19 protein-coding genes are annotated in these 24,795 nt (G+C 45.9%); 16 read left to right on the plus strand and 3 right to left on the minus strand.

The window, feature by feature from the left end; genetic code table 11:
* Positions 1–55: 55 nt before the first annotated feature.
* Positions 56–808 (minus strand): response regulator transcription factor, encoded by a 753-nt coding sequence (locus tag ABWW54_RS10960; protein WP_353412293.1) that lies wholly within the window; start codon positions 806–808, stop codon positions 56–58.
* Between the two features lie 31 nt (positions 809–839).
* On the opposite strand from ABWW54_RS10960, the gene ABWW54_RS10965 reads away from it, so the two are divergent.
* The 8 genes from ABWW54_RS10965 to ABWW54_RS11000 all read left to right on the plus strand — a co-directional run bounded on the left by ABWW54_RS10965 (position 840) and on the right by ABWW54_RS11000 (position 8,609).
* Positions 840–1,091: a DUF4212 domain-containing protein gene (locus tag ABWW54_RS10965; RefSeq protein WP_353412294.1), complete on the plus strand. Its 252-nt coding sequence runs from the start codon at positions 840–842 to the stop codon at positions 1,089–1,091.
* A 2-nt stretch (positions 1,092–1,093) separates the two neighbouring features.
* On the plus strand, positions 1,094–2,827 hold the full coding sequence (locus ABWW54_RS10970) for a sodium:solute symporter family protein (protein WP_353412295.1): 1,734 nt from the start codon (positions 1,094–1,096) through the stop codon (positions 2,825–2,827).
* Between the two features lie 127 nt (positions 2,828–2,954).
* Positions 2,955–3,455, plus strand: a complete 501-nt coding sequence (locus tag ABWW54_RS10975) for a hypothetical protein (RefSeq protein WP_353412296.1) — start codon at positions 2,955–2,957, stop codon at positions 3,453–3,455.
* Between the two features lie 91 nt (positions 3,456–3,546).
* Entirely contained in the window at positions 3,547–5,475 is a 1,929-nt protein-coding gene (gene acs / locus ABWW54_RS10980) for an acetate--CoA ligase (RefSeq protein ID WP_353412297.1), read from the plus strand.
* A 262-nt stretch (positions 5,476–5,737) separates the two neighbouring features.
* Positions 5,738–6,076, plus strand: a complete 339-nt coding sequence (locus ABWW54_RS10985; RefSeq protein WP_353412298.1) for a zinc ribbon domain-containing protein YjdM — start codon at positions 5,738–5,740, stop codon at positions 6,074–6,076.
* An 11-nt stretch (positions 6,077–6,087) separates the two neighbouring features.
* On the plus strand, positions 6,088–6,609 hold the full coding sequence (locus ABWW54_RS10990) for a DUF1993 domain-containing protein (RefSeq protein ID WP_353412299.1): 522 nt from the start codon (positions 6,088–6,090) through the stop codon (positions 6,607–6,609).
* A 35-nt stretch (positions 6,610–6,644) separates the two neighbouring features.
* Complete coding sequence (locus ABWW54_RS10995; protein ID WP_353412398.1) at positions 6,645–7,409, plus strand: SDR family oxidoreductase; 765 nt, start codon at positions 6,645–6,647, stop codon at positions 7,407–7,409.
* Positions 7,410–7,511: 102 nt separating this feature from the next.
* Positions 7,512–8,609, plus strand: coding sequence for an SMP-30/gluconolactonase/LRE family protein (locus tag ABWW54_RS11000; RefSeq protein ID WP_353412300.1), 1,098 nt, complete (start codon positions 7,512–7,514; stop codon positions 8,607–8,609).
* Positions 8,610–8,655: 46 nt separating this feature from the next.
* Here the strand turns inward: ABWW54_RS11000 and ABWW54_RS11005 are convergent, their stop codons facing one another.
* The gene (locus ABWW54_RS11005; RefSeq protein ID WP_353412301.1) at positions 8,656–9,411 is read right to left on the minus strand and encodes a phytanoyl-CoA dioxygenase family protein; all 756 of its coding nucleotides are present in this window, start codon (positions 9,409–9,411) and stop codon (positions 8,656–8,658) included.
* 372 nt (positions 9,412–9,783) lie between these two features.
* Between ABWW54_RS11005 and smc the strand changes: the two genes are divergently transcribed.
* From smc to ligA, 3 genes are all read left to right on the plus strand, one after another.
* On the plus strand, positions 9,784–13,293 hold the full coding sequence (smc, locus tag ABWW54_RS11010; RefSeq protein WP_353412302.1) for a chromosome segregation protein SMC: 3,510 nt from the start codon (positions 9,784–9,786) through the stop codon (positions 13,291–13,293).
* 40 nt (positions 13,294–13,333) lie between these two features.
* Positions 13,334–14,656 carry a cell division protein ZipA C-terminal FtsZ-binding domain-containing protein gene (locus ABWW54_RS11015; protein WP_353412303.1) on the plus strand — a complete coding sequence of 441 codons (1,323 nt, stop codon included), beginning with the start codon at positions 13,334–13,336 and terminating at the stop codon, positions 14,654–14,656.
* 75 nt (positions 14,657–14,731) lie between these two features.
* Entirely contained in the window at positions 14,732–16,780 is a 2,049-nt protein-coding gene (ligA, locus tag ABWW54_RS11020) for an NAD-dependent DNA ligase LigA (protein WP_353412304.1), read from the plus strand.
* Positions 16,781–16,802: 22 nt separating this feature from the next.
* Here the strand turns inward: ligA and ABWW54_RS11025 are convergent, their stop codons facing one another.
* Entirely contained in the window at positions 16,803–17,264 is a 462-nt protein-coding gene (locus tag ABWW54_RS11025; protein WP_353412305.1) for a hypothetical protein, read from the minus strand.
* 213 nt (positions 17,265–17,477) lie between these two features.
* Here ABWW54_RS11025 and ABWW54_RS11030 point away from each other — a divergent pair, with 213 nt between their 5' ends.
* From ABWW54_RS11030 to ABWW54_RS11050, 5 genes are all read left to right on the plus strand, one after another.
* Positions 17,478–18,515: an aspartate-semialdehyde dehydrogenase gene (locus ABWW54_RS11030; protein ID WP_353412306.1), complete on the plus strand. Its 1,038-nt coding sequence runs from the start codon at positions 17,478–17,480 to the stop codon at positions 18,513–18,515.
* Between the two features lie 311 nt (positions 18,516–18,826).
* A complete protein-coding gene (locus tag ABWW54_RS11035) occupies positions 18,827–21,871 on the plus strand; it encodes a FimV/HubP family polar landmark protein (protein ID WP_353412307.1) in 3,045 nt (1,014 codons plus the stop codon).
* 136 nt (positions 21,872–22,007) lie between these two features.
* Positions 22,008–22,790 carry a tRNA pseudouridine(38-40) synthase TruA gene (gene truA, locus ABWW54_RS11040; protein ID WP_353412308.1) on the plus strand — a complete coding sequence of 261 codons (783 nt, stop codon included), beginning with the start codon at positions 22,008–22,010 and terminating at the stop codon, positions 22,788–22,790.
* A 31-nt stretch (positions 22,791–22,821) separates the two neighbouring features.
* Entirely contained in the window at positions 22,822–23,493 is a 672-nt protein-coding gene (locus tag ABWW54_RS11045) for a phosphoribosylanthranilate isomerase (RefSeq protein ID WP_353412309.1), read from the plus strand.
* Positions 23,486–24,793, plus strand: a complete 1,308-nt coding sequence (locus ABWW54_RS11050; protein WP_353412310.1) for a bifunctional folylpolyglutamate synthase/dihydrofolate synthase — start codon at positions 23,486–23,488, stop codon at positions 24,791–24,793. Before ABWW54_RS11045 ends, ABWW54_RS11050 begins: the two co-directional genes overlap by 8 nt.
* Positions 24,794–24,795 lie beyond the last annotated feature (2 nt).

Consider the following 24,795-nt stretch of genomic DNA (forward strand, 5'->3'; position numbering starts at 1 on the left):
TTAAATCGCTAGTCCACTTATTTAGTGCGACGAATAAGGGGGCTAGCTTTTAACGTCACTGTCCAGGCAAAACAGGATTTTTAGCTTGGTGTTCTTGTGCCAATAGAACGGCTTGCGTACGATTATTGATGCTGAGTTTCTTAAAAACAGTGGTTATATGCGCTTTGACCGTCGCCTCTGATATCTTCAAATCATAAGCAATTTGCTTATTCAGTTTCCCTTTTCCCATTTCAATAAAAATTTTCAGTTGAGAAGGGGTGAGCGCGTCTAATTTTTGAGCCAAATTCGGTTCACCACTGTGGTCCAGCGATACGTCAGGAGGCACATAGGTATTGCCTTGCATGACCTGTTGAATAGCTTCCTTTATGTGCTCAGGAGCTGAAGATTTAATGATATAGCCCGATGCGTTGTGGTTTAGGCAAGCACGGATAATTTCCGCTTCATGATGAGCGGAGACAACAACAATTGGAGTTTGAGGGTTGGTTTTTTTTAGTAAGGCTAAATCAGACAAGCCGCTGGAGTCAGGCATATTGAGATCAAGAAATACAATGCTGTATTGACCTTCTTCCAGGGCGCAGTGCGTCTCTTTGTAATTCGTCGCTTCGTCGATCTCGCAATCGATCAGCGCTGATTTGACAATCGTGCGCAAGGCATCTCTAAATAAGGGGTGATCGTCGGCAATTAACACTTTAGTATTCATGCACTTACTATAGCCATCAAGCGGCTTTTTAAGCAAGGCAAAGTTATGGCTAAACTCTAAGACTATTGTCGAATACTCGCTCACTTCATGCAGGCGTAAACTGTGCATTCTTATAATAATTTGGATGGAGAACGCTATCATGAAGAGCAATGCCGAGGCTTATTGGAAAGCCAACGTAAGTTTGATTGTCAAGCTGCTGATTATTTGGTTTGTGGTTCCTTTTTTAGGCGGCATCGTCTTTGTGGATACACTCAATGCCATTAGTCTAGGTGGTTATCCTTTGGGCTTCTGGATCGCTCAACAGGGCTCGATATATCTTTTTGTCGTTTTGATTTTCTACTACGCAAAAAAGATGTCAGATTTGGATGATCAATTTGGTGGAGGAGAGTAAGCATGAGTTTACAATTACTAACCTATATCGTCGTTGGTTTTACCTTTGCTACCTATATTGGAATAGCCATTTGGGCGCGCGCGGGTTCGACTAAAGAGTTTTATGTCGCCGGTGGTGGTATACACCCAATTGCAAATGGAATGGCAACCGGAGCTGATTGGATGTCAGCAGCCTCGTTCATATCAATGGCTGGTTTGATTGGATTTTCTTATCAGGGCTATGGTGGATCTGTGTTTTTGTTAGGATGGACCGGCGGCTATGTTCTGTTAGCGATGTGTCTGGCTCCGTATTTGCGAAAGTTCGGGAAATTTACCGTGCCTGAATTTATCGGTGATCGATACTATTCGAATGCGGCTCGAATTGTGGCCGTTATTTGCCTAATCATAGCGTCAGTTACCTACGTGATTGGTCAGATGAAAGGGATAGGAGTGGCGTTCAGCCGCTTTCTAGAAACGACGTATGAAGCTGGACTGACCGCGGGCATGATAATCGTGTTTATCTACGCTGTTTTAGGGGGAATGAAGGGAATTACGTATACACAAATAGCCCAATACGTGGTCTTGATTTTTGCTTACACGATCCCTGCGGTGTTCATTTCACTGAACTTGACCGGTAACCCATTCCCTCAATTGGGGTTGGGCAGCACGCTTTCAGATGGAACCTATGTGCTGGATAAGTTAAACCAAGTGGTGACCGAACTCGGCTTTGCGGAGTACACAACATCAACCAGGGGAAGCACCCTGAACATGTTTGTGTACACGATGAGTCTAATGATTGGTACTGCTGGGTTACCGCACGTAATTATTCGTTTTTTCACCGTGCCAAGCGTCAAAGACGCACGTAAGTCAGCTGGTTGGGCTTTGGTATTTATCGCAATTTTGTACACCACTGCACCCGCCGTGGCGGCGATGGCTCGCTTGAACCTCATGAGTACGTTTGAACCAACGCCAGGGTCTTATCTTGCTTACGATGAACGACCACAATGGTTCAAAAATTGGGAAAAGACAGGCCTTCTTAAATACGAAGACAAGAATGGTGATGGTTTAATTCAGTACAGTGCCGATAAAGCATCTAATGAGATGGTAAAGGTCGATAATGACATCCTTGTGTTGGCAAACCCAGAAATAGCTCAACTCCCCAATTGGGTGATTGCGTTGGTTGCGGCGGGTGGTTTGGCTGCGGCACTTTCGACTGCGGCAGGGCTGTTGCTGGCGATTTCTTCGGCGATCTCTCATGACCTTTTAAAAGGGGTGTTAAAGCCTAATATTTCAGAGAAAGCTGAGCTTAATGCCTCTCGGGTAGCAATGGCCTTCACGGTATTGCTTGCTGGATATCTGGGGTTTAATCCGCCAGATTTTGCTGCAGGCACGGTGGCGTTGGCTTTTGGTTTGGCCGCATCGTCTATCTTTCCTGCCCTGATGTTAGGCATTTTCTATAAGCGCATGAATACGCAAGGCGCTATTGCCGGAATGCTTTCAGGGATCGGCGTCACGCTATTTTACGTCTTCCAGCATAAAGGCATTATGTTTGTGAAGAGCACCTCGTTTCTAGGAGACATGAGTCCCAATTGGTTTATGGGTATTGAACCCAATGCCTTTGGTGCCGTAGGTGCAGTGGTAAACTTTGCGGTGGCAATGATAGTCGCTAAGATGACTGCTGAACCGCCCAAGGAAATACAGGACTTGGTCGATGACATTAGATCTCCTCATGGTGCCGGAGGAGCGGCTGCACACTAGGTCGACCGTATGGGGCTAGGCTTGTTTTAGCCCAAACACGAGTCTTACAGTTAGTACGTTGTTTAATTAGTCTACCCTTTGGTAAAACAGAGGGTAGACTTAGCTTTTTAAAAGGTAATTTCCGTCAATGAGTTTTTTCAAAAATAAGCACGTCATTATTGCTCTGATTGTCGCGCCCGTGTTAGCCGTGGTGACGTATTTTGCGGTCGATGGGCTTGTAAAAGAGCGTCCTCATATAGCGCAGGAAGGGCAGGCATACCCATTGGTTGCAAAATCAAATTGTCGATTTAGTAGCGGCGAGTGCAGCCTAGAAAATGCGGATTTCAAATCAACATTAAAAGTGTCCTACGACGACGGCCTCGTGTTGTTTAGTAGCTCGCATGCTTTGCAAAAAGCAACCATCGGATTTTTGCATTCGGATGGTGACGAGTCTGCGCCGACGCAAATGATCGCAGAAAATGCTTCTAACACGATGTGGCAAACGCAGCTTCCCAGCAAAACAGACACTCAAACCATAGCGCGGATCGCGGTTGAAGCGAGTGGTGCGTATTACTTTGCTGAAACCACGATGGGCTTTAGTGAGTACTCAACGTCATTTGACAAAGACTTTAGAAAAAGCGCACAGTAAATTTGATAAATTGGTTGTTTGATTAAACGCAACCATTAAACTCGGCACATTAATACATTGATGCCGATCACACATATTTTAGGTAACGATCATGTCTGACAATTTAGTCTATCCAGTATTTGACTCTATTAAAGAAAACACCCTGCTCACCAAAGATCAATATCGGCGGATGTATGAACATTCGATAGCTGATCCGGATGGCTTTTGGGCTGAACAAGCTGAAGAAAATTTAGACTGGGTCAAGAAGTGGGACACGGTTAGCTCTTATGACTTCCACAGTGCCGATATCAAATGGTTCGAAGGAGGAAAATTAAACGTTTCTGTCAATTGCATTGATCGACATTTACCGCAGAGAGCGACGCAAACCGCCATAATTTGGGAGGGCGATGACCCCAATCAATGCAAGAATATCAGTTATCAGGAATTGCATGATGAGGTATGCAAATTAGCGAATGCGATGCGCGAACAAGGTGTTTCTAAAGGTGATCGTGTGTGTTTATACATGCCGATGATACCCGAAGCGGTTTTTGCCATGTTAGCGTGCACGAGAATCGGGGCCGTTCATTCCGTGGTGTTCGGTGGGTTTTCACCGGAAGCCTTACGAGGCCGGATTAACGACTCAGAGTGCAAAATGGTGATCACAGCCGATGAAGGGTTACGCGGAGCAAAACCCATTCCGTTGAAAGCAAATGTGGATGAAGCCTGCGAAGCTACCCCGTCCGTTGAGTCGATACTGGTGTGTAAAGTCACTGGAAATCAGGTGGGCTGGGTTAATGGTCGCGACATCTGGTACGAAGACGCTACAAAGCAGCAAGATTTGACGTGCGAACCCGAGGTCATGGAGGCAGAGGATCCGATGTTTATTCTGTATACATCTGGATCCACAGGAACGCCCAAGGGCGTTCTGCACACCACTGGAGGTTACTTACTCTACGCAATGATGACGTTTAAATATGTCTTCGACTATCGAGATGGGGAAGTCTACTGGTGTACTGCTGATGTCGGCTGGATCACGGGCCACTCCTATTTAACGTACGGCCCCCTTGCTAACGGTGCGACTACGTTGGTGTTTGAAGGCGTTCCTACGTACCCCGATGCCAGCCGTTTTTGGCAGGTTGTAGATAAGCATAAGGTCAATATATTTTACACCGCACCTACCGCGCTTCGCGCTTTGATGGGAGCGGGAGATGAGTATTTAAATTCGACTTCTCGCAGTAGTTTAAGAATTCTCGGTACGGTTGGTGAGCCCATAAACCCAGAAGCTTGGGAGTGGTACTTTCATAAAGTGGGGCATGAAAACTGTCCCATTGTTGATACTTGGTGGCAAACTGAAACTGGCGGCATCATGATTGTGCCGTTACCAGGAGCGACAGATGCTAAGCCTGGATCTGCAACGTTGCCGTTTTTTGGTGTCGAACCGGTGTTGTTGGACGACGAAGGGAATGTTCTCGAAGGGGCGGCTTCTGGCAACTTAGCCATTCCTCGATCGTGGCCTGGGCAAATGAGAGGCGTTTACAATAATCCAAAACGCTTCCATGAAGCCTATTTTTCCATGTATCCAGGTTACTACTTTACTGGTGATGGATGTCGCCGGGATGAAGACGGATATTATTGGATTACGGGACGGGTGGATGACGTTATCAATGTGTCTGGACATCGAATGGGAACCGCTGAGGTTGAGAGTGCGCTGGTTTTACATAAATCGGTTGCAGAATCAGCCGTGGTTGGTTACCCGCATGACATCAAAGGGCAGGGTATTTACGCTTACGTGACTCTTATGTCCGGTGTAGATTACACGGACGAGCTAAAGGCCGAGTTGGTTAAACACGTTAGGAAGGAAATCGGTCCAGTTGCCTCTCCGGATGTGATTCACTGGGCGCCTGGCTTACCCAAAACCAGGTCAGGAAAAATTATGCGAAGAATATTGCGTAAAATTGCCGAGGACGATTACAGCAACCTAGGTGATACAAGTACACTCGCAGACCCCTCTGTGGTCAATAATCTCATAGAAAGCAGGTAGTCGTAGATTGCTTAACTGATTAATAGTCGGTTTCCTACTTTGCTAGATAATTAGTGCTTAAATAGCCTCAATAACGCGAAGCGCTGGGTCGGAAACGGTCTGGCGCTTTTTGCATAGCGTTTCGTAGAGTGTTGAAGTCAATTTGAGGGAGGATGTGAAGTTTATTCATTGAGTGAAGTCTTGGTTCATCGGTTATGATGATTGGGATTTTTCTACTCGATGGCTCAACGGTTTATGAGCCCGACACCCAAGCAGAGTTTCTATGACTAACCCTTGCCCACAATGCCAATGTGACTATACCTACGCAGATCGAGACTTAACCATTTGCCCGGAATGCGGACACGAATGGAATGAAAGCGAGGTGGGCGACCAGATGATCGTCAAATGTTCCAACGGCAACGTTTTGAATTCTGGCGACTCCGTTACTGTTATTAGAGATCTTAAAGTTAAAGGGAGTTCGTCGGTTGTTAAGGTAGGAACGAAAGTGAAAAACATCAGAATACTGGATCCTGAATACGTAGTTGATGGTCATGATATCGATTGTAAGATAGAGGGCTTTGGTGCGATGAAGTTAAAGTCCAGTGTGGTAAAGAAAACCTAGGAGAAAGAAGCATGACAACATCATTGTACGAGCTAAGCGTGGGATCATTTTTACAGACGGTCTCCGGAGTGAAAAGGGTATTGAAACGAGGCGCAGATTACGCTCAAGAAAACAACATTGATCCCGATACTTACGTGGGCCTGAGGCTTCATGAAGATATGTTGCCTATGTTGTTTCAAGTGGTTTGTATTCCCATGCACTCCACCAAGGCCATCAAAGGAATTGAAGAGGGTGTTTTTACTCCCCCAAAAGACTTAGAAAAGACTAATTATGCCGGGTTGCAAGCCATAGTCGAAGAGACAGAGGCGGCTCTCAAACAATTTACGCCAGACTACATTAATTCTTTGAGTGGAAAAAACATCCTATTCAAGATGGGTGAATTGGAAATGCCTTTTACGGCTGAAAACTTCATCATGTCGTTTTCGCTCCCTAACCTTAATTTTCATGCGACCACGGCCTATGACTTATTGAGAGCTCAAGGGGTGCCGTTGACGAAAGCTGATTATTTGGGACGAATGAGATTAGGCACTTAACAGAAAACACTAAAGAGTAATAATTAGGAGTAATGATGAGTACAGATTTATTTGATTTGTCTAACAAGGTCGCTTTGGTTACTGGCGCCAGCCGAGGCATTGGCGAAGCGATTGCTAAATTATTGGCTGAGCACGGAGCGCACGTTATTGTATCTAGTCGTAGAGCTGAGTCTTGCGATGCCGTAGTGGAAGAAATTAAACAAGCTGGGGGTTCGGCGGAAACCATGGCGTGTCATATTGGTGATATGGATAATATCAATGAGACTTTTAGGTCGATTAAGGATCGACATGGACAACTCGATATATTGGTTAACAACGCAGCAGCGAATCCGTATTTTGGGCATATTCTTGATACCGATCTCGGCGCTTACAATAAAACAGTAGACGTTAATATTCGAGGCTACTTTTTTATGTCTATAGAGGGCGCCAAACTTATACGTGAAGGTGGCGGTGGAAGCATCATCAATACGGCTTCGATCAATGGTTTGCAACCAGGTATGAATCAAGGGATCTACTCCATCACTAAGGCCGCGGTTATTAATATGACCAAGTCATTTGCAAAAGAGTGTGCTCAGTACAATATTAGAGTAAATGCGCTGTTGCCGGGTTTGACGAAGACAAAATTCGCTGGCGCACTGTTCGAAAATGAAAAAATGCACAAAATGGCGATGTCTGCTATTCCCATGGCCAGACATGCAGAGCCTGAGGAAATGGCTGGTACTGTTTTGTATCTCGCGTCACAGGCGAGCAGTTATACGACTGGAGAGTCGATAGTGGTCGATGGAGGGTTTACCGTCTAGAGAGACGAATTATCTGGTGTTACTATCAAATACAGATTAACCATGTTCGTTCCATTCGGTCCGTTTGATTGAGCGAAGCAATTTACAAATTGAGAGCAGACTATGTTTAAAATTCCAACGTTAATATCACTGGTCGTCGCTCTCGCAATTGCTTACTTTTCGTTTTGGCCCGTACCGATAACGCCTCATGTTTGGCAGCCGAGTATTGACCCAGGTTTTACCGGGTACTTTGCTAGTAATACACGGCTAGAGGAATTTGAGTCTCTAACCATGGGCCGACAAACGGGTCCTGAGGCGGCAATTTTGGAAGCTGATGGTTCCATATTGGCCACATCTCATGAAGGGTGGTTAGTTCGCTTTCAGAAGAATGAGCGTGTCTCTGAACCGTGGATTGATGTAAAAGGTCGCCCTCTTGGATTAGATGCAGATGAGCAAGGAAATATTTGGGTTGCTAATGCGTACCTAGGTCTTCAGAAAGTAACGCCTGAGGGGGCCGTCAGCATCGCAGTAGATCAGGTTGATGGGTCTCTCATCGGTTATGCAGATGACGTTGCCGTGTCGAAAAATGGAAAAATTTATTTTAGTGATGCGACAACACGCTTTCGAGCAAAGAAATGGGGTGGTACTCTCCCTGCCAGCATATTAGACATAGTTGAGCATGGAAAGACTGGCAGAATTGTGGAATATGACCCTGTTTCAAATACATCCAGAATTGTCTTAAAGGGCTTAAACTTTGCTAATGGCGTGGCCTCTGATCCTAATGGCCAATTTATATTGGTGAACGAAACCGGTGAATATAGGGTATGGAAACTTTGGGTTGATGGGCCTAAAAAGGGAGATCGAGAGGTCATACTCGATGGGCTTCCTGGGTTTCCAGATAATATAAGTGCTGGGCGCGAGGGCGTTTTTTGGGTTGGCGTGATGAGCCCGAGATCGAAAGACATTGATAAATACGCCGCAAAGCCCTTCTGGCGAAAGGTCATCATACGACTGCCTGAATTCATGAAGCCGAAACCTCAGGACTACGGCATGGTTATCGGTATTTCGTCAGATGGAGAAGTACTTCAAAATTTACAGGCACCCAGCGGTAGGTTGTATGCGACTACCGGCTTAGTTGAAACCGACGACTATCTTTACGTGACAAGTTTGACCGCTCCTTTCTTGGCCAAAGTTAAGAAGAGTGATGCGGGGCTCAAATAGGTTTTTGGTGGCGAAGTAACGTCAGTGTACTGTTTTTCCTAATTCGTTAGAGCTCGATCGCGGGACTGCTCGCAGAATGTGTGTTTACAATTGGTGTAGTCAGTTCATTGTGATAGGTGAATACGAGTGAGTATTTCGCCGCTCTTGTGGTGTTTTTACCGGCCGCGTGGAAGCAATGAGCGCTGAACAGTAAGACATCTCCAGGATTTAGCTCAACGAGTCTTTGCGTTTCCAGTCTAGAGGCGTTGTCTGGGTGATCTTGAATCAGGAACTGTGCTTCATCGAGAGCTTCTTTTCTGACATCCCAGCGATGAGAGCCGGGAAGAATCTTCATGCAGCCGTTATCCAAGGATTCTCGCCCAAGTGCGACCCAAACATTAACTAGATACTTGTTATTGAAGTTCCAGTAGCGGGTGTCCCTATGCCAATGTGTAACAGAGCTAAACTCTGGTAGCTTGGTCATAATGCAGTTGTGATGATTCGGATTGATCAGCAGTTTATCTCCTCCTATTATTTGTCTAATGGCTGAAGTAACCGCTTCGTGCTGTGCTATTTGCGCATACACTTCAGAGCGTTGATAGGCCATCTTTAGGCGTCTGATTGTTTGTCCTCCCTTAGAGCTAACGGAAAGTGGCGCGCCAGGGTAGCTAACGTCAGTTTCAAGCTCATAGGGTTGCACCCTGTCAGTCAGGTGTTGTTCAGTGGTCATTCTCAATGAAGATAATGTCTTTTTGTCCAGTATGTTGGGTAAAACTAGGTACCCGTCTATCTTAAATTGCTGAATTTGAGCGTGGCTAAGCATGAGATCTACGATTAATTATTGAGGAGTTTGATACTCTGGTGATTTTCGACGGTATCTGAGTAGTTAAAATAGTGAACAATCACAAAACAATGGTTTCAACTCAGACAATTTTAACTTACTCTTACGCATTAACCTAAACATAATATAGGCTTGTCGCGGCTGCGGTGAGCCAATAATAAATAAGAATTCGTACGCCAACTCTTCATTGAAAACAGCTGTATTACAGGATTTACTTCCGATCATTGCGCTGTCTGCCTAGATCGGTATTACGCCACTGTAATTTTGGTCAATTTGAAATAGCGACTGAGTTAGCTTTAGGGTCTATTCAGTCTGAGTAATCAGTGAAATTTTAGGGTCGGCTAAGGACCATTAATGCGCTTAAAACACATTAAACTTTCGGGCTTTAAATCATTTGTAGACACCACAAAGGTGTCCGTGCCCAATAATCTTATAGGCATTGTTGGGCCTAATGGTTGTGGTAAGTCAAACGTAATTGACGCGATTCGTTGGGTGATGGGTGAATCTTCCGCCAAAAACCTAAGGGGTGACAGCATGGATGACGTCATCTTCAACGGTTCCGCTGCGCGAAAACCTGTAAACCGAGCGTATGTCGAGCTCGTATTTGATAATTCAGATGGAAAGGCGCCGGGCTCTTACGGCAAGTTTGCGGAAATTGCCATTCGACGTGAGCTAACCAGAGAAGGGGGATCGAAGTACTTCATTAACAAAGGCCGATGCCGTCGCAAAGATATTCAAGACATCTTTTTAGGTACCGGGTTAGGGCCGCGTTCATATTCGATTATTGAGCAAGGAATGGTCGGGCGTATTGTCGAATCCAAGCCAGAAGATCTTCGAGTGTTGATCGAAGAAGCGGCCGGTATCTCCAAATATAAAGAAAGGCGGCGCGAAACTGAAAATAGAATTCGTCACACACGCGACAACCTCAGTCGTGTTGAAGATATTATTTCTGAATTGGAGACGCAGTTAAGGCGACTGAAGCGGCAAGCCAATGAAGCAGAACGATATAAAAAATTAAAGGAAGAGCAACGAGAACTCGATACCACGCTTAAAACACTCCGATGGTCCACCCTACACGATCAGGTTAAAACCAAGGATGTCGAGCTGGAGCGCTTGCAAACAGAGTTCGAGGCTCAAGTTTCTGAGCAAAGAGATGTGGAATCGCAAATAGAAGCGATGCGTCAACAACAAGCGGAGTTGACTGAGGCACTCAATGTTGTACAGGCTGAATATTATGGTGTGGGGGGGGAGATCGCCGCTTTAGAACAGTCTATAGAGCATGCTCGGGTAACACGGCAGCAACAGCAAGAGGAATTCGATCGTTTGGCAGAGACTGAGCGTGAGGCTCAACAGCATCTGGAGATGGATCAAACTCGGTTAGAGCAAGCTGAAATGTCGCAGCTTGAGTTAGAACCGATGGTCGAAGAGTTGTCAGACGCGTACGAAGTCGCTTTGGCTAAGTTCCAGCAAGCTGACGAAGAATTTCAGGCCTGGCAAGAGGAATGGCAGCAACTTAACCGAGACGCTGCCGATCCAGAGCGAGAACGTGAAGTGCAATCGACTAGGATTGAGGAACAGCAACGCCAGATACATCATTTTTCACAACGAAGCGAACAGGTAGCCTCTACGTTAGGCGACATTGATGAAAAGTTAAATATCGAAGAAATACAGCAGTTAAAGGAGTCGGTTGAACTGATCGACAGTGAATGCTCTGAGTTAGAGAGTTCTCTTCAAGAGCAGGATCAGCAAGTTGTCAACATGCGTGTTGAACTTGATGATAATCGTGAACGCTATAACCTTGTCCGACACAAACTTCAAGATGATTCAGCTCAACTCAATTCATTAAAAGCGTTACAAGCTGCTGCGCTCGGAGAAAACAATAAAGAGATCAATAAATGGATGCAACTGAGGGGGATAAAGGACAATCAACGTTTGGCATCTCAATTGGTGGTAAAAACTGGCTGGGAGTTAGCGGTGGATACCGTGTTGAGCCGTCAGCTAAACGCAGTATCAGTTCAGAAGTTGGAGGCGTTAGCAAACGACTTTGAAGATTTTAAAGATGGCCGAGTTTGGTTGGTAGACCACAGTTCTGCACCAACAGAACCTGGCCCTAAAAAACTCGATTTGCTGGCCGAAAAGGTAAGCGGAAACAATGTTCAGGTTGAAGGCTGGTTTTATGGCGTATACGCCGCGGACAGTGTGGCAGACGCGCTTGAAGGTCGGCATTTATTGAGCTCTCATGAATCGATAGTGACCCGTGAAGGGTGTTGGATTGGAACAAATTGGGCCTCTTTTGGTGTTGATAAAGCCGAAGGCGGTTTACTTCAACGGGAAGCACAGATAGAAAAACTAGGCGACTCAGTTGATATTGCAAGCCATGATTTGCAGAACATACAATCTCAAGTCGAAACTGCGCAAGCTCAGATCAAAGAGTTGGAAGTTACTCGCGAGCAAAGTCGGAACGATTTTCGCAGTAAGTCCCATCAACGTAGTGAGCTTCGAAATAAATTAAGTGGGATCGAGGCTCGAAGCGCGGAACTGCTTACGCAGAGAGATAACTTGGTGTTAGAGCAGCAGGGTTTGGCTGATCAACTGGCTGCAGCAAAAGATGCCGTGAGCCATGCACAAAAGCTGATGGAAGACGCTAAAGAGCTGGCGATGAACTTTGAAGTCCGCAGAGAAGAACTGACAAATCAACGGTCAACCTTAAGCTCTGAGCTTGATATTTCCAGAGGGCAAGAGCAGGCAGCCAGAGATCAGCGACAATCAAAGCAAATTGAGTTAGAACGAGCTCAATCGAGTAAGGCTAGTTTGTTGGAAAGTATTGAACGATTAACTCAACAATTAGCTGGTCAGTCGGCTCGGCGGGTTGAATTGTCTGCTTTAATTGAGTCTGATGAGGACCCCACGACAGACCTTCGCGAGCAACTTCAGAGTCTTTTAGAGCGACGACTGGGTGTGGAGAGTGAATTGACCAAGGCTCGTAATGACGCTTCCGAGTTTGAAAACCAGATGAAGAACGCGGATCAAGCGAGATTGGGGTTTGATCGCCAATCTCAGAGCGTTCGTGATAGCTTGGAAAAAATTCGTATGTCTCGCCAAGAGTTGCTGGTCAGACGTGACACGATCGCTGAAGGGCTTGATAAAGACGAAGAAGCCATGCTTTTGTTGCAGCAGAATTTGCCTGAAGATTTTGATTTAATAGAGATCGAAAAAACGTTACAGGACGTTATTCGCAAGGTGGAACGCATTGGCGCGGTCAACTTGGTTGCGATTGATGAGTATGAAGAATGCCTGGAACGGAAAGTCTATCTTGACAAGCAACATGCGGACTTGACTGAAGCGATGGCGACCCTTGAAGCTGCCATCAATAAGATTGATAAGGAAACTCGAACTCGTTTTAAGGATATGTTTGACCAATTGAACGAGGGCTTTAAAGAGTTCTTTCCAAAGCTATTTGGCGGCGGCAGTGCTTATTTGGAGCTTACTGGAAGCGACCTTCTGAATACCGGTGTTGGGGTTATGGCGCGCCCACCAGGCAAGAGAAATAGTACCATTCATCTTCTTTCTGGAGGTGAGAAAGCGTTAACGGCGGTGTCCCTACTGTTTGCATTTTTTGAACTTAATCCGGCTCCTTTTTGTGTGTTGGACGAAGTTGATGCGCCGATGGATGACGCTAATGTAGAGCGCTACGCTGGCGTACTGAAGCAGTTAGGGGAGAAAACCCAATTGCTTTTTATTACGCATAACAAAATTACCATGGAGGTTGCTGACGTGCTGGTCGGTGTCACCATGGCTGAACCAGGGGTGTCGCGTTTGGTTGCCGTGGATGTTGCGAAAGCAGCGGCCATGGTTGCTCAATAGGCAAGGGTGTTTGTAATCTAATGAATTTTCACTCCTAGGCATGACAGATCTATATTTAATATTCTTTTTGGTTGGACTATTGTTGTTCGCGGCGATTGTGGCGTACTCGATTTATCAACAACGGTCTCCTGCCAGAGCTCGAAAAAACGATGAGTTTGCAGATACGCCTATTGCACCTACTGTTGATGATTCATCGTCCCCAGAGAGCAGTGAGAGTTCAGACGACGGGTCTCCCTCACTGTCGACTGGAACTAAGACGTCTACCGCTAACGTCTCGGAAGAAAATACGCCTACCAAGTCGAACTCGGTTCTCAATAGAGCCAAGACCGCGATTTCATCATTAAAGAAGCCTTCATTAAACGCCCCTCGTCCGAGCGCCGCAAAATCTGAACCGTTAAGTGAGCAGCCTGAAGGTTCTGACGTAGGTTTTGAAAAGCTGGAGCCGAAACTCCCGCCCTCGGATCCTGCGCCGACAAACGATGAGCCTCAGAAGGAGGTTGTGGCGGAAGTGTTTTCTGACGCGGATTCCGTCATTACTGATTTGGTTGCGAAAGTACTCAACCCTAATCCGATTGAGCAGAGCGGATTGATTTCATTGTTTCGGGAACACGATTTTAAGTTTCATAGAAAAGTACATATTTATGGCTTGAATGAGCTTACTGACATGTGGCGAGACGTGGAGTTCGAATTGCCAACTGCGCGTTTTCTCGAACTCGGAATTTCAATTCAGTTGTGCGACAGAGAAGGCGCAATGAACGATAAGGAGCTTCATGATTTTCAGCAAATGGTCCTTCAATTCTGTGATCGTTACGATGCTCCGTTCGAATTTTCCATGGATATCGATTCGGCATTAAAGCAGGCTCAAGCGCTGGATCAAATAGGCCGTCGTTATGATTCAATGGCTGTTTTGAACGTTGTGCCCAAATCAAAGGCTGGTTTTCGAATGGCGGACATTCAGAGCTGTGCTCGCGACCTTATGATGTCGAATGATAAAAATGGAATATTCATGAAGACAGAGGGCCAGAAAAACAACATTACGGTGCTGTATAGGCTTGCCTGTACTGACGGCGACGGACACTTTGGCATTCAGTCAACTGGTCAGGCGTCCGCAACTCCGGTTCACGATTTGGTTGTCTATATGAATGTGCCAGGGACCAGAGATCCTGAGGTTGTGTTTCAGCAGATGGTAAAGGACGCTAACGATTTGGCTGTCTGGTTAGATGGAAAAGTAGTGGATCGTGCAGGTAAGGGCATGACACAGCGCACGTATTCAACCTTAATGCAGCAAATATCTGATATTGCGTATAGCATGCAGCAAGATGGCCTATCGCCGGGTGATGCGGTTGCTAAAAAACTGTTTTAGCCCTGATGACGCGTTAGTTTGGCTAATTCTTTGATGGTTTAAAGAGTTATTGGTGTTCTTATTTAGGTTAATGAAATGAGTGAAAATTCTAATGTGCCTGCTGCAATAAATGAGCAGTATGGTGATCTAGTGTTAAAAATAGAGCGGCACAATAACCTCTATTACACGCTAGATAATCCTTCGATTTCGGATTTCGAATATGATCGCTTAATGCAGCGGCTACTCGAACTGGAGGAGCAATACCCTGAGTTACGTTCCGAATCCTCACCTAGTCAACGCGTTGGGTCGTCGCCTTTAGAGTCATTTACTCAAATACAACACCGCTTACCAATGCTGTCGTTGAGTAACGGTTTTTCAGATGAGGACATACATGATTTTAATAGGCGACTATTAAAGGAAGTTGGCCTCGATGAAGCTGAGCGTTTGGACTACGTTGCTGAGCCGAAACTCGATGGGTTGGCGGTTAGTATTATGTATGAGCATGGCAGGCTTGTTTATGCCGCCACTCGCGGCGACGGTAAGGTTGGGGAGGACATCACAAAGAACGTTAAGACTATTCGCTCTGTGCCGCTAAGCCTTCCCAGTACGGCCCCTGATGAGTTGGAGGTGCGTGGTGAAATATTCATGCCGCACGCCGGGTTTGCCGAGCTTAATAGAGTGCAAGCGAGTGAAAACAAGAAAGTGTTTGTCAATCCTCGGAACGCCGCAGCGGGAAGTTTACGACAACTTGATAGTCGCATAACAGCGCAACGCCCACTCGATATATTTATCTACTCAATTGGTCGCAATAGTGATGTTTCGTTTGCAGAAACACACTTTTTATCTTTGCAAAAGCTGGGTGAAATGGGTTTTCCTATCTGCCCGCTGATAGAACAGGTTGCCGGTGTCGATGGCTGCTTAGACTATTTTTCACGTCTTTCCGATGAGCGAGCTGAGTTGGACTACGAGATAGATGGCATCGTTTATAAACTCGATCGGCTGGATTTGCAAAGGTCGGCAGGATTTATAGCGAAAGCTCCTCGCTGGGCCTTGGCGCATAAGTTCCCAGCTCAAGAAAAGAGTACTCGTGTGCGCGATATTGAGGTTCAGGTGGGTCGAACCGGGGCAATCACGCCGGTCGCGCGTTTAGAGCCACTGTTTGTCGGAGGGGTCACAGTATCAAATGTGACTCTGCACAATAGGTCTGAGATTAAGCGTTTAGACATCAGGGTCAACGATACCGTAATCGTCAGACGAGCCGGCGATGTTATTCCACAAATTGTGAAGGTGAACTTGGAGAAGCGCCCTAGTGACTCAGTGGAGTTCACCTTCCCAAGTCATTGTCCAGAGTGTGGTTCGGATGTGGTTTTAGAAGGTGAGGGCGTTATTTCTCGATGTTCAGGTGGTCTGATTTGCGGTGCGCAGGTTAAGCAGGCAATTGCTCATTTTGTATCGAGAAAGGCGATGGATATTGATGGGTTAGGCGAGCGAATCGTTGAAATGCTTGTTGACGCGTCTTTCGTCAAGACGGTAGCCGACCTGTATAAACTTAATATTGAGCAATTGTTGACGTTGGATGGATTTGCTCAGAAATCGGCAGAGAATTTGCTGGAAGCCATCTCGAGCAGTAAAAAGCCGGAGCTTGCCAAGCTACTCTTTGCCTTGGGTGTGCCTCAGGTTGGAGAGACAACGGCTGAGCAGTTAGCTGTAACCTATGGAAGTTTAGAGGCCTTATCTGATGCAGATCAAGCTGCGCTTGAGGCGCTTCCCGATATTGGTCCAATTGTGGCAAAGAATATTGTGCAATTTTTTGGTGATGTAAATAATCGAAAAGTGATCAAAGACTTAGAAGACAACGGCGTAAGGTATCAAAAAATAGACGTTTCTACTCTCCCCGACATTGATGACTTGCCCTTATCGGGCAAAATTTTTGTGTTAACTGGTGGGCTTTCATCCATGGGAAGAACTGATGCCAAGAAAAAGCTTCAATCATTGGGTGCTAAGGTTACGGGTAGTGTGTCAAAGAAAACATCAGTCGTTGTTGTCGGCACTGATGCTGGCAGTAAGGCTGACAAAGCCGAGGCTCTCGGTGTCGCGATGATTGATGAAGCTCAACTTACTGAACTGTTTTCTGATTTCGATTAAACTTTTCGGTTTCGTCGGGCTATTAGCGGGCTATTAGATAGTCTTTAATAAAAATCAATTGCGCCGTTGTCTTGTGCTTTTTCGCTTGTTGATTAGATTTATCTCTGTTCAGTTTTGTTGCGAAGCAATGAGAGTAATGCGTTGAAATTAGCCAAGCAATCTCTTCTAGCAGCTCAATGTCGAATAAGTCGTCATTTTCTTCAGCTCTCAATGAATAAGCGGTTGCGCCTAAACTGTCTAAAAGCTGATGCATGTCGATGCTTTGGTTTAAGTTGCCGCCTGGATTCTTTAAGCTTCCCTTAATAAGGCCTTTAAGAAACATGGTATGCGAGGAGCTGGTTAGAAAAAGTTCATCCAGTCTTGTTGCAGAGTCATTTAAAGATAGTTGCGATGACCCTAGTTCAGACGCAATAAACGTCCAAAAAGCCTTGAATTTTGGTCTTTGTGCAAATCCTTGGCAGCTGCGCGGAATGTGCTTGCTCATTTACCTCTCTTTTTATTCGTGTTTAGTCTTTCAGCGCCTACCTTGGGTTAGCGCTGCGTGATAAAATCCCGCAGCTTTGTCCGCCTAAAGTCTGCACCTTCGTGCATTCACCGTAGCGCGCAGCACTTCTGCTGTCAATTTAATTGTTTTGGTAGTAGGTCGGTATAAGGCAATTCTATTTGGATATAACTACCTAATTTATAAGAGAGAACAATGAGCGAAAAATCCGATTCACGCCTGTTTAATGTTGCAATTGTTGGGGCTACAGGTGCTGTTGGCGAAACACTATTGGAAGTGCTCGAGGAGCGCGACTTCCCTGTTGATAAGTTGTACCTTCTAGCAAGCGAACGTTCTGCTGGAACTACGAAGAAGTTTAAGGGGAAAAGTATTCGCGTCACAAATCTTGCTGATTTCGATTTCTCTCAAGTTCATATAGGTCTGTTTTCTGCGGGCGGATCAATATCAGCGGAGTACGCGCCAAAGGCCGCTGCTGCTGGCTGCGTGGTGATCGACAACACATCTCATTTTCGTTACGACACAGATAAGCCTCTGATTGTTCCTGAAGTCAATGCTCATGCGATAGCGGATTACAGAGAAACTAATATTATTGCTAACCCCAATTGTTCGACAATACAAATGCTGGTCGCCCTGAAACCAATTCATGACGCAGTGGGCATAACGCGCGTTAATGTTTGTACCTATCAAGCGGTGTCTGGGACTGGAAAAGATGCCATGGAAGAACTGGCTGGGCAGACTGCTAGCCTTTTGAATGCTAAAAAGATTGAAACTGACGTTTACCCAAAACAGATTGCGTTCAATGCGCTTCCGCAAATCGATGTCTTTATGGATAACGGTTATACCAAGGAAGAGATGAAAATGGTTTGGGAAACCAAGAAGATCATGGGCGATGAATCCATTGAAGTAAATCCGACGGCTGTACGAATCCCGGTGTTTTATGGCCACTCTGAGGCATGCCACATTGAAACCAAATCTAAGATCACCGCAGAAGAAGTTACTAGATTGTTAGAGGATGCACCCGGTATTGTGGTGCTCGATGATCGTCAGGATGGTGGCTATCCAACGGCCGTCACTGAAGCTGCAGGCACCGATCCGGTTTACGTAGGGCGAATTCGAGAGGATATCTCTCATCCAAATGGGATTAATTTATGGGTCGTCGCCGACAACGTTCGCAAGGGCGCAGCCACCAACAGTGTTCAAATCGCTGAGTGTCTAATTCGTGATCATATTTAATTAAGTCATTTAAGAGTGCGACAAAGTGGTCTCTCGAGCACTTTGTCACTCGCATTTAATGCCCAGTGTTGTAAGAAGACACTGTACAAGTTGCTAATAAGTGATGTAAATTGTTACAATAAGTCGCTAACTACCTAAAACATAAAATAAAAATTGAACTTCTGCGGTTGCATTTACTAAATCGGATGATTGCTTTTGATGGGAAATAATAATTTTAAAAGTATCAAAAACAATCTTTTACCCAACTGATTCAAAGGCTTGCAACAGATGAAACCAGGAGTTTTGAGTGCAGAATGGCAATAGGCAATAAGATGAACACCAAACCCAACCAAAGACAGGACCGGAATAACCTTACCTCGGAGCACTACAGCTCCAAGGAGGCAAAGTGGTCGGAAGGCAATATGGCACAACTCGAAAATCATCCATCTTTCTCCAAAATCGCTAGCTCGGTGTTCGACTCCGTTAGCAAACAAGCGAAGCACACAGTTCGAGCAGCAGGGTTGGCTGCATCATTGTTCTTAGCTTCGACTAGCGTGCACGCGTTAGGCTTGGGAGTGTTGGATGTTTCATCAAACTTAGATCAACCCTTGGATGGTGTGATTGCCGTGAGTGTCGGGCCCGGTGACGATATTTCCACTCTCAAGGCTGAATTGGCTAGCCGTGATGAGTTTGAAAAGTTAGGTGTTGATTATCCAGAATACTTAAAAAACATAAAATTAGATGTTGAGCGAAGCGGTGGAGATGCCGTACTTCGTGTTTCCAGCGATGATGTTGTTATAAAAGAGCCGTTTATCCACTTTTTAGTCAAGGTCAGTTGGTCTGGCGGTAATTTCTTACGTGAATACACAGCACTCATAGATCCACCAGTCTATGCTGCGGAAACGCCGAGATCTATTTCACAACCTCGTACGGTCGGGGTCGATGAAACATACGATGATTCTGAAGCAAGTAGTCAGAGCTATGAAGATGCAAGTCCGGAAGTCGTTGAAACGCCGGTTTTGCCGACCGAAACCGTTGCCGAGCCTAGCTATCAAGATGACGGGTCTCAAGATGATGGCAATGACGCCAAGTATGGTCCTGTCGCAGCCGGAGAGTCATTGAGCCTGATTGCTCAGGAGTTGCAACGAGAAGTTCCTGATTTGAGCATTTATTCCATTATGAAGGTTCTATTCGAAGAAAATACGGATGCTTTCATCGGTGGAAATATAAATGGATTGATCAAAGGTTCTATTCTTAAGATTGGGGATCTAGATCAAATCCGAGCAACGGACGTAGCCGCCGCCAAAACGTTTTTTCGTGACCAAGTCAACGAATGGGATCCAGGCTTGCTGGTTTCAAAATCAAGTGACTCTGGTATTGGCGTAGGTCAAGACACCTACACGTCTGATTCAGACCTCTTTGGGTCTGATAGCTCAAGCAGTGGTTCAAGTGAAAGCAGTGATAGTTTTCAAGTCGGGGCTTCGGACAATCTAGACGCGTTTGTCTCTTCATCGGAAGGAAGCAGTTCAGATGGCGAAGTTGTGGCGTTAAGACAAGAGATATCTCAACTTCAAAGTTCACTTGCGTCAAGTGAGCTGGAAAATCAGGAACTATCCGAGCGAATTTCTATCCTAGAAGGCCAGTTGGATGACATGAATAGGCTGATGAGTCTAAATGTTGAAGACACCGAGCTAGCCAGCCTAGAATCCACCTTAGCTAGTCAAAACGAAAGTGGCGCTCTTGATGAGTCGATCGAAGAAGCGCCATTAGCTAATGCTACCTCTGATATCGATGAATTCTTGACGGAGGGCACACAAGACGCGAGTGGTTCTGTTGATGACGCACTTAGTGAATTTTTAGATGACGATCAGACATCGAACGAGGCGACAATTGGCGAAAGTACCGACGCGCTCGCGGACGCAGATGGTTCAATTGAAAGTACGCTTGACGACTTAGGCGAAGCAAGTGGTGACGAAACTAAAAGTGTTATCGAAGAAGTTATAGAAGACGTCGAGCCAGTAACTCAAGCGCCTGTAACAAAATCTAACGCACCAGGTGATTCGGAGTCTTTTCTCGAGAAAATTGGTGGATTGGTGCCAGTATTGGGCGGCTTAGGGGCCTTGCTTGCCGGTGGATTGGGCTTGTTTTTGTGGAGACGACGTAGAGCCGATGAAGAATTTGAAATAAGCATGCTGTCGATTGAAAGTAATTCACAGAGCGTGGATTTGGACACGGCTTCTGGGATGTCAGCTTCAATGTCGACATCAAGGACCGCCTCTATGATTGATAGTGTCCGCCCAGACTCTGAAAATTCAGCCGATAAAGAAACGTCCTTTTTGACTGTGTACAGCGACAGTGATGCGGTTGTACAAGCCGATGAAGTAGACCCAATTGCAGAAGCTGACGTTTACATTGCCTATGGACGTGATGAACAGGCGGAAGAAGTGCTACTGGACGGTATCTCTGCTCACCCTGATCGATTGGATGTGAAGCGTAAACTGTTAGGATTGTACTTTAAGAATAAGAACGCGGAAGGATTCGAACGTATTGCTGAAGAGCTTTTTGCGCATCGCGACACCATGTCGGGTGATGAGTGGCAGGAAATAAGTGACATGGGTAAGGAGTTGGTCCCAGAGAACCCCTTGTTCTCGCTTTCAGGCGATGATTTTGATGTTGTAGATCATGCTGGTGACAGCGATTCCGACGCTCAATTGGCTGCTGACATCGAGAGTCCAACAGAGTCTCCGGACTCCAGTGGAAGTGACGACGACCTTCTAGCCTTTGATTCAGTCGGCGAAACGGGTGCTTCTGCAGCAAAAGAGGCCACTCCTAGTGCTTTAGGTTCAAATGAGTCGGAAGCGGAAGACCCTGAACTTTCTGAATTAGTGGTTGATTCGCTTAATGAAGATGAGTCGATTCAATTGATTAATTTTGATGATGGACGATCGGAAATCAGCGAGTTGGATGAGGTCGAAATTGATGCGTTGGCCGTTGAGGGCGATGATGGTAGCGTTTTGGAGTTCAACACCGACAGTGGCGATGATGAAGACGTGGTGGAATTACATTTGTCCGACGACGCTGACGATATAGAGCAGTTGAGCGAGGATGATTTAGTGCTGGATTTCGAAAGTGTCGACGATGATCTAGATGATGCTGGTGAGGAACGGAAGTTTAGTGAAGTTCCTGAAGTGAGCGATTTAGTTATTGATCCGGATTACGATGAGGCTCAAACTCAGTATGAGTTGGCTAAAGTGTTTGTCGATCTAGGTGATGACGATGGTGCTCGTAAAATTTTAGAAGAGTTAGTTGCAAATCCCGAAAATAGCGATGAGTTGATTGCTAATTCTAAGGAATTGTTGGACTCAATGAACAGCTAGTCAGTAAACTTTACGTCCATACACCTTAATTAGGATTGAGTGTGTGTTAGTTTATAAAAAGAGCTCCTATCCGAAAGGGTTATGAGCTCTTTTTTCGTCTATGTCGCGCACTATTGTGAAAGAGAGAGGGTTTTGAATGAGGTTTGCAGCTTGTGTAGAATACGATGGCTCCCGCTTCAGTGGATGGCAGGCCCAAAAGCATGATGTCAGAACAGTGCAAGAAGAAGTCGAAGCAGCTCTGAGTAAGGTCGCTTCTGAGCCAGTATCAATAATTACAGCGGGACGAACCGATACCGGTGTGCACGGCCGCCATCAAGTAATACACTTTGATACGCAAGTGGAGCGTCCTCTTTTTGCTTGGTGTCGTGGCTCGAATCGTTTTATGGCAGAAGATGTACGAATTCTTTGGGTTAAGGAGGTGTCTGAGGAGTTTCATGCCAGATTTTCTGCCTTAAGTCGTTCTTATCGGTTTGTGATCTATAACTCACCAATAAAGAGCGCGTTATACCGAAATCTAGCTACGCATGAACATAAGCCCCTGGATGATCAATTGATGGCAAATGCTGGTAAATACTTGATCGGTGAGCACGACTTTACGTCATTTCGAGCCGCAGGTTGTCAAGCGCATTCGCCCGTGAGAACGATTGAGTCATTTAAGTTGGCTCGATCCGGCGATTGGGTGTGGTTTGATGTGAAAGCGAACGCATTTCTTCAGCACATGGTTCGTAATATCGCAGGTAGCTTGATTGAGGTAGGGTGTTCTAAGCGTGAGAAAGCTTGGTTCACAGAGTTACTGGAGGTAAGAGATCGCAGAAAGGCGGGCGTTACAGCGCCTCCTCATGGGCTGTATTTGACCGGAGTAGACTACCCAGCTGAACACAACCTGCCGAGTGCATTCAAAACAGTTTCGTATTGGTAGGCTTCCTCGCGTGTGTAACTTGATAATTTAGATGAGTATAAGAACCAGAATAAAAGTATGTGGGATGAAAAGCCCAGATGAGGTCCAGTCAGCGATAAAGTTAGGTGTTGATGCCGTCGGAATCATATTGCACGCCAACAGTCCTCGATTAGCCACGGTAGAGGAAGCTAAACACATCCGAGCGGTAGTTCCCGCTTTTGTGACTTTGGTGGGAGTGTTCGTAGACGCTGATGAATCCTTAGTTAGCGATTATTACAACGACATTGGTTTAGATCTTATTCAGTATCATGGCTGTGAATCTCCTGACATGATTGAGGCTCTTAATTTGCCTTTTGTAAAAGCTATTCGAGCTCAGTCACGCGGCCAGGTAGAGCGAGAAGCTCAGGCTTACCCGGGAGCCCAGGCGATTTTATTGGACCCATTTGTCAGTGGAGTGCACGGAGGAACAGGCAAAGTATTGAGTGCCGATTTGTGGCCGACGCAGTCCTTGAAGCAAAAATTAGTCCTTGCTGGTGGTTTGAGCCCAGATAATGTCGGTAACCGCGTTGGTTCTCTAAAACCCTATGCTGTGGATGTAAACAGCGGTGTAGAGTTGAGCCCTGGTCGAAAGTCTATGGAGAAATTAGCCAATCTCGTAAGGCAAGTAGGTATCTCCGACGCGGAACGGAATTCAGTTCTGGCAGACCAGCAACCTCATGTTTGATTCAGATTCGGTCGAAGCATGGGTCGACTATATCCAGACATTACACGCGCGGGAAATTGACCTGTCACTAGAGCGTGTAGATCTCGTCTATAGGTCATTATTTCCAGCAGGTGTGCCGTTCAAAGTGATTAGCGTTGCTGGCACCAATGGCAAAGGATCAACGTCTGAATTGTTATTGAGCCTGCTGCTTGAGTCTGGCTTTTGCGCAGCTAAGTTTACATCTCCGCACATATCACATTTTAATGAGCGATTTAATGTTGGTGGGATCGATGTGGCGGATGAGGCGTTACTGTCGGCGTTTAGGTTGGTTGAAGAAACGAGAGGCGACGTTGCGATAACGTATTTCGAGTACGGTGTGCTTTTGGCTTGTATTATCTTTGCACAGGCCAATGTTGATATAGCGATTCTTGAAGTGGGGCTTGGGGGGCGCCTTGATGCGGTGAATGTTGTCGATTCAGACATAGCTATCATTACCAGTATCTCATTAGATCATACGGACTGGTTGGGCGACACCTTGGAAAAAATTGCTTTCGAGAAGGTAGGTATTGCCCGCGAATCGGCGCCTTGTGTCGTTGGCGTCAGGAAACCGCAAAAGTCAATGATGAACCACCTTGCGTCGATAAAGGCCGTTCCGAATGTGCTCGAACAGGAGTTCAGAGGCAGTCTAGTAGAGACCAATAGTTGGGAGTATAGCTCTGAGCATTCTACGGTTGGGAATTTACCTCTTCCTTTTGGACAGTCAGGAGTCCAGTTAGATAACGCATGCCTAGCTATAAGAGCATTGGAGCTTTTAGATCCGCATTTGTTAGCAAACACAGAAAGTATTGCTAGTGGAATCGGTCGCGCTGCACTTGTTGGCCGCTGTCAAATTATTTCTGAACATCCACTGATTGTGTTGGATGTCGCTCACAACGAAGCATCGGTCGAGAGGTTATCGAATTTTCTTGCTGCTCGAAATATTGCTGGCCGTATTGTTGGTGTGTGTGGGATGCTTAAGGATAAAGAAATTGGTGTTTGTTTTGAGATTTTATCCGATCAGATCGATGTTTGGCATTTCGCAGGGATCGACGCACCCCGCGGGGCAAGTGCCGAATATTTGTTATCTGTGTTAAGAGGCAGCCGTTCTCTGTTCAGTGGTGGTTCAGCCTCGATTCATAATAATGTGACCCAAGCGTATAAAGCGGCTATGGTTCAGTTGCGAGAGGATGACTGTTTGGTTGTTTTTGGATCATTCTATATCGCAGGTGATATAATTAGGTGTTCTTCGGACTTATTGTCCGCGGACGATAATGATAATTAGAA

Origin of the sequence: Arenicella sp. 4NH20-0111 (genome assembly GCF_040366405.1) — a bacterium.
Taxonomy (GTDB): Bacteria; Pseudomonadota; Gammaproteobacteria; order Arenicellales; family Arenicellaceae; genus Arenicella.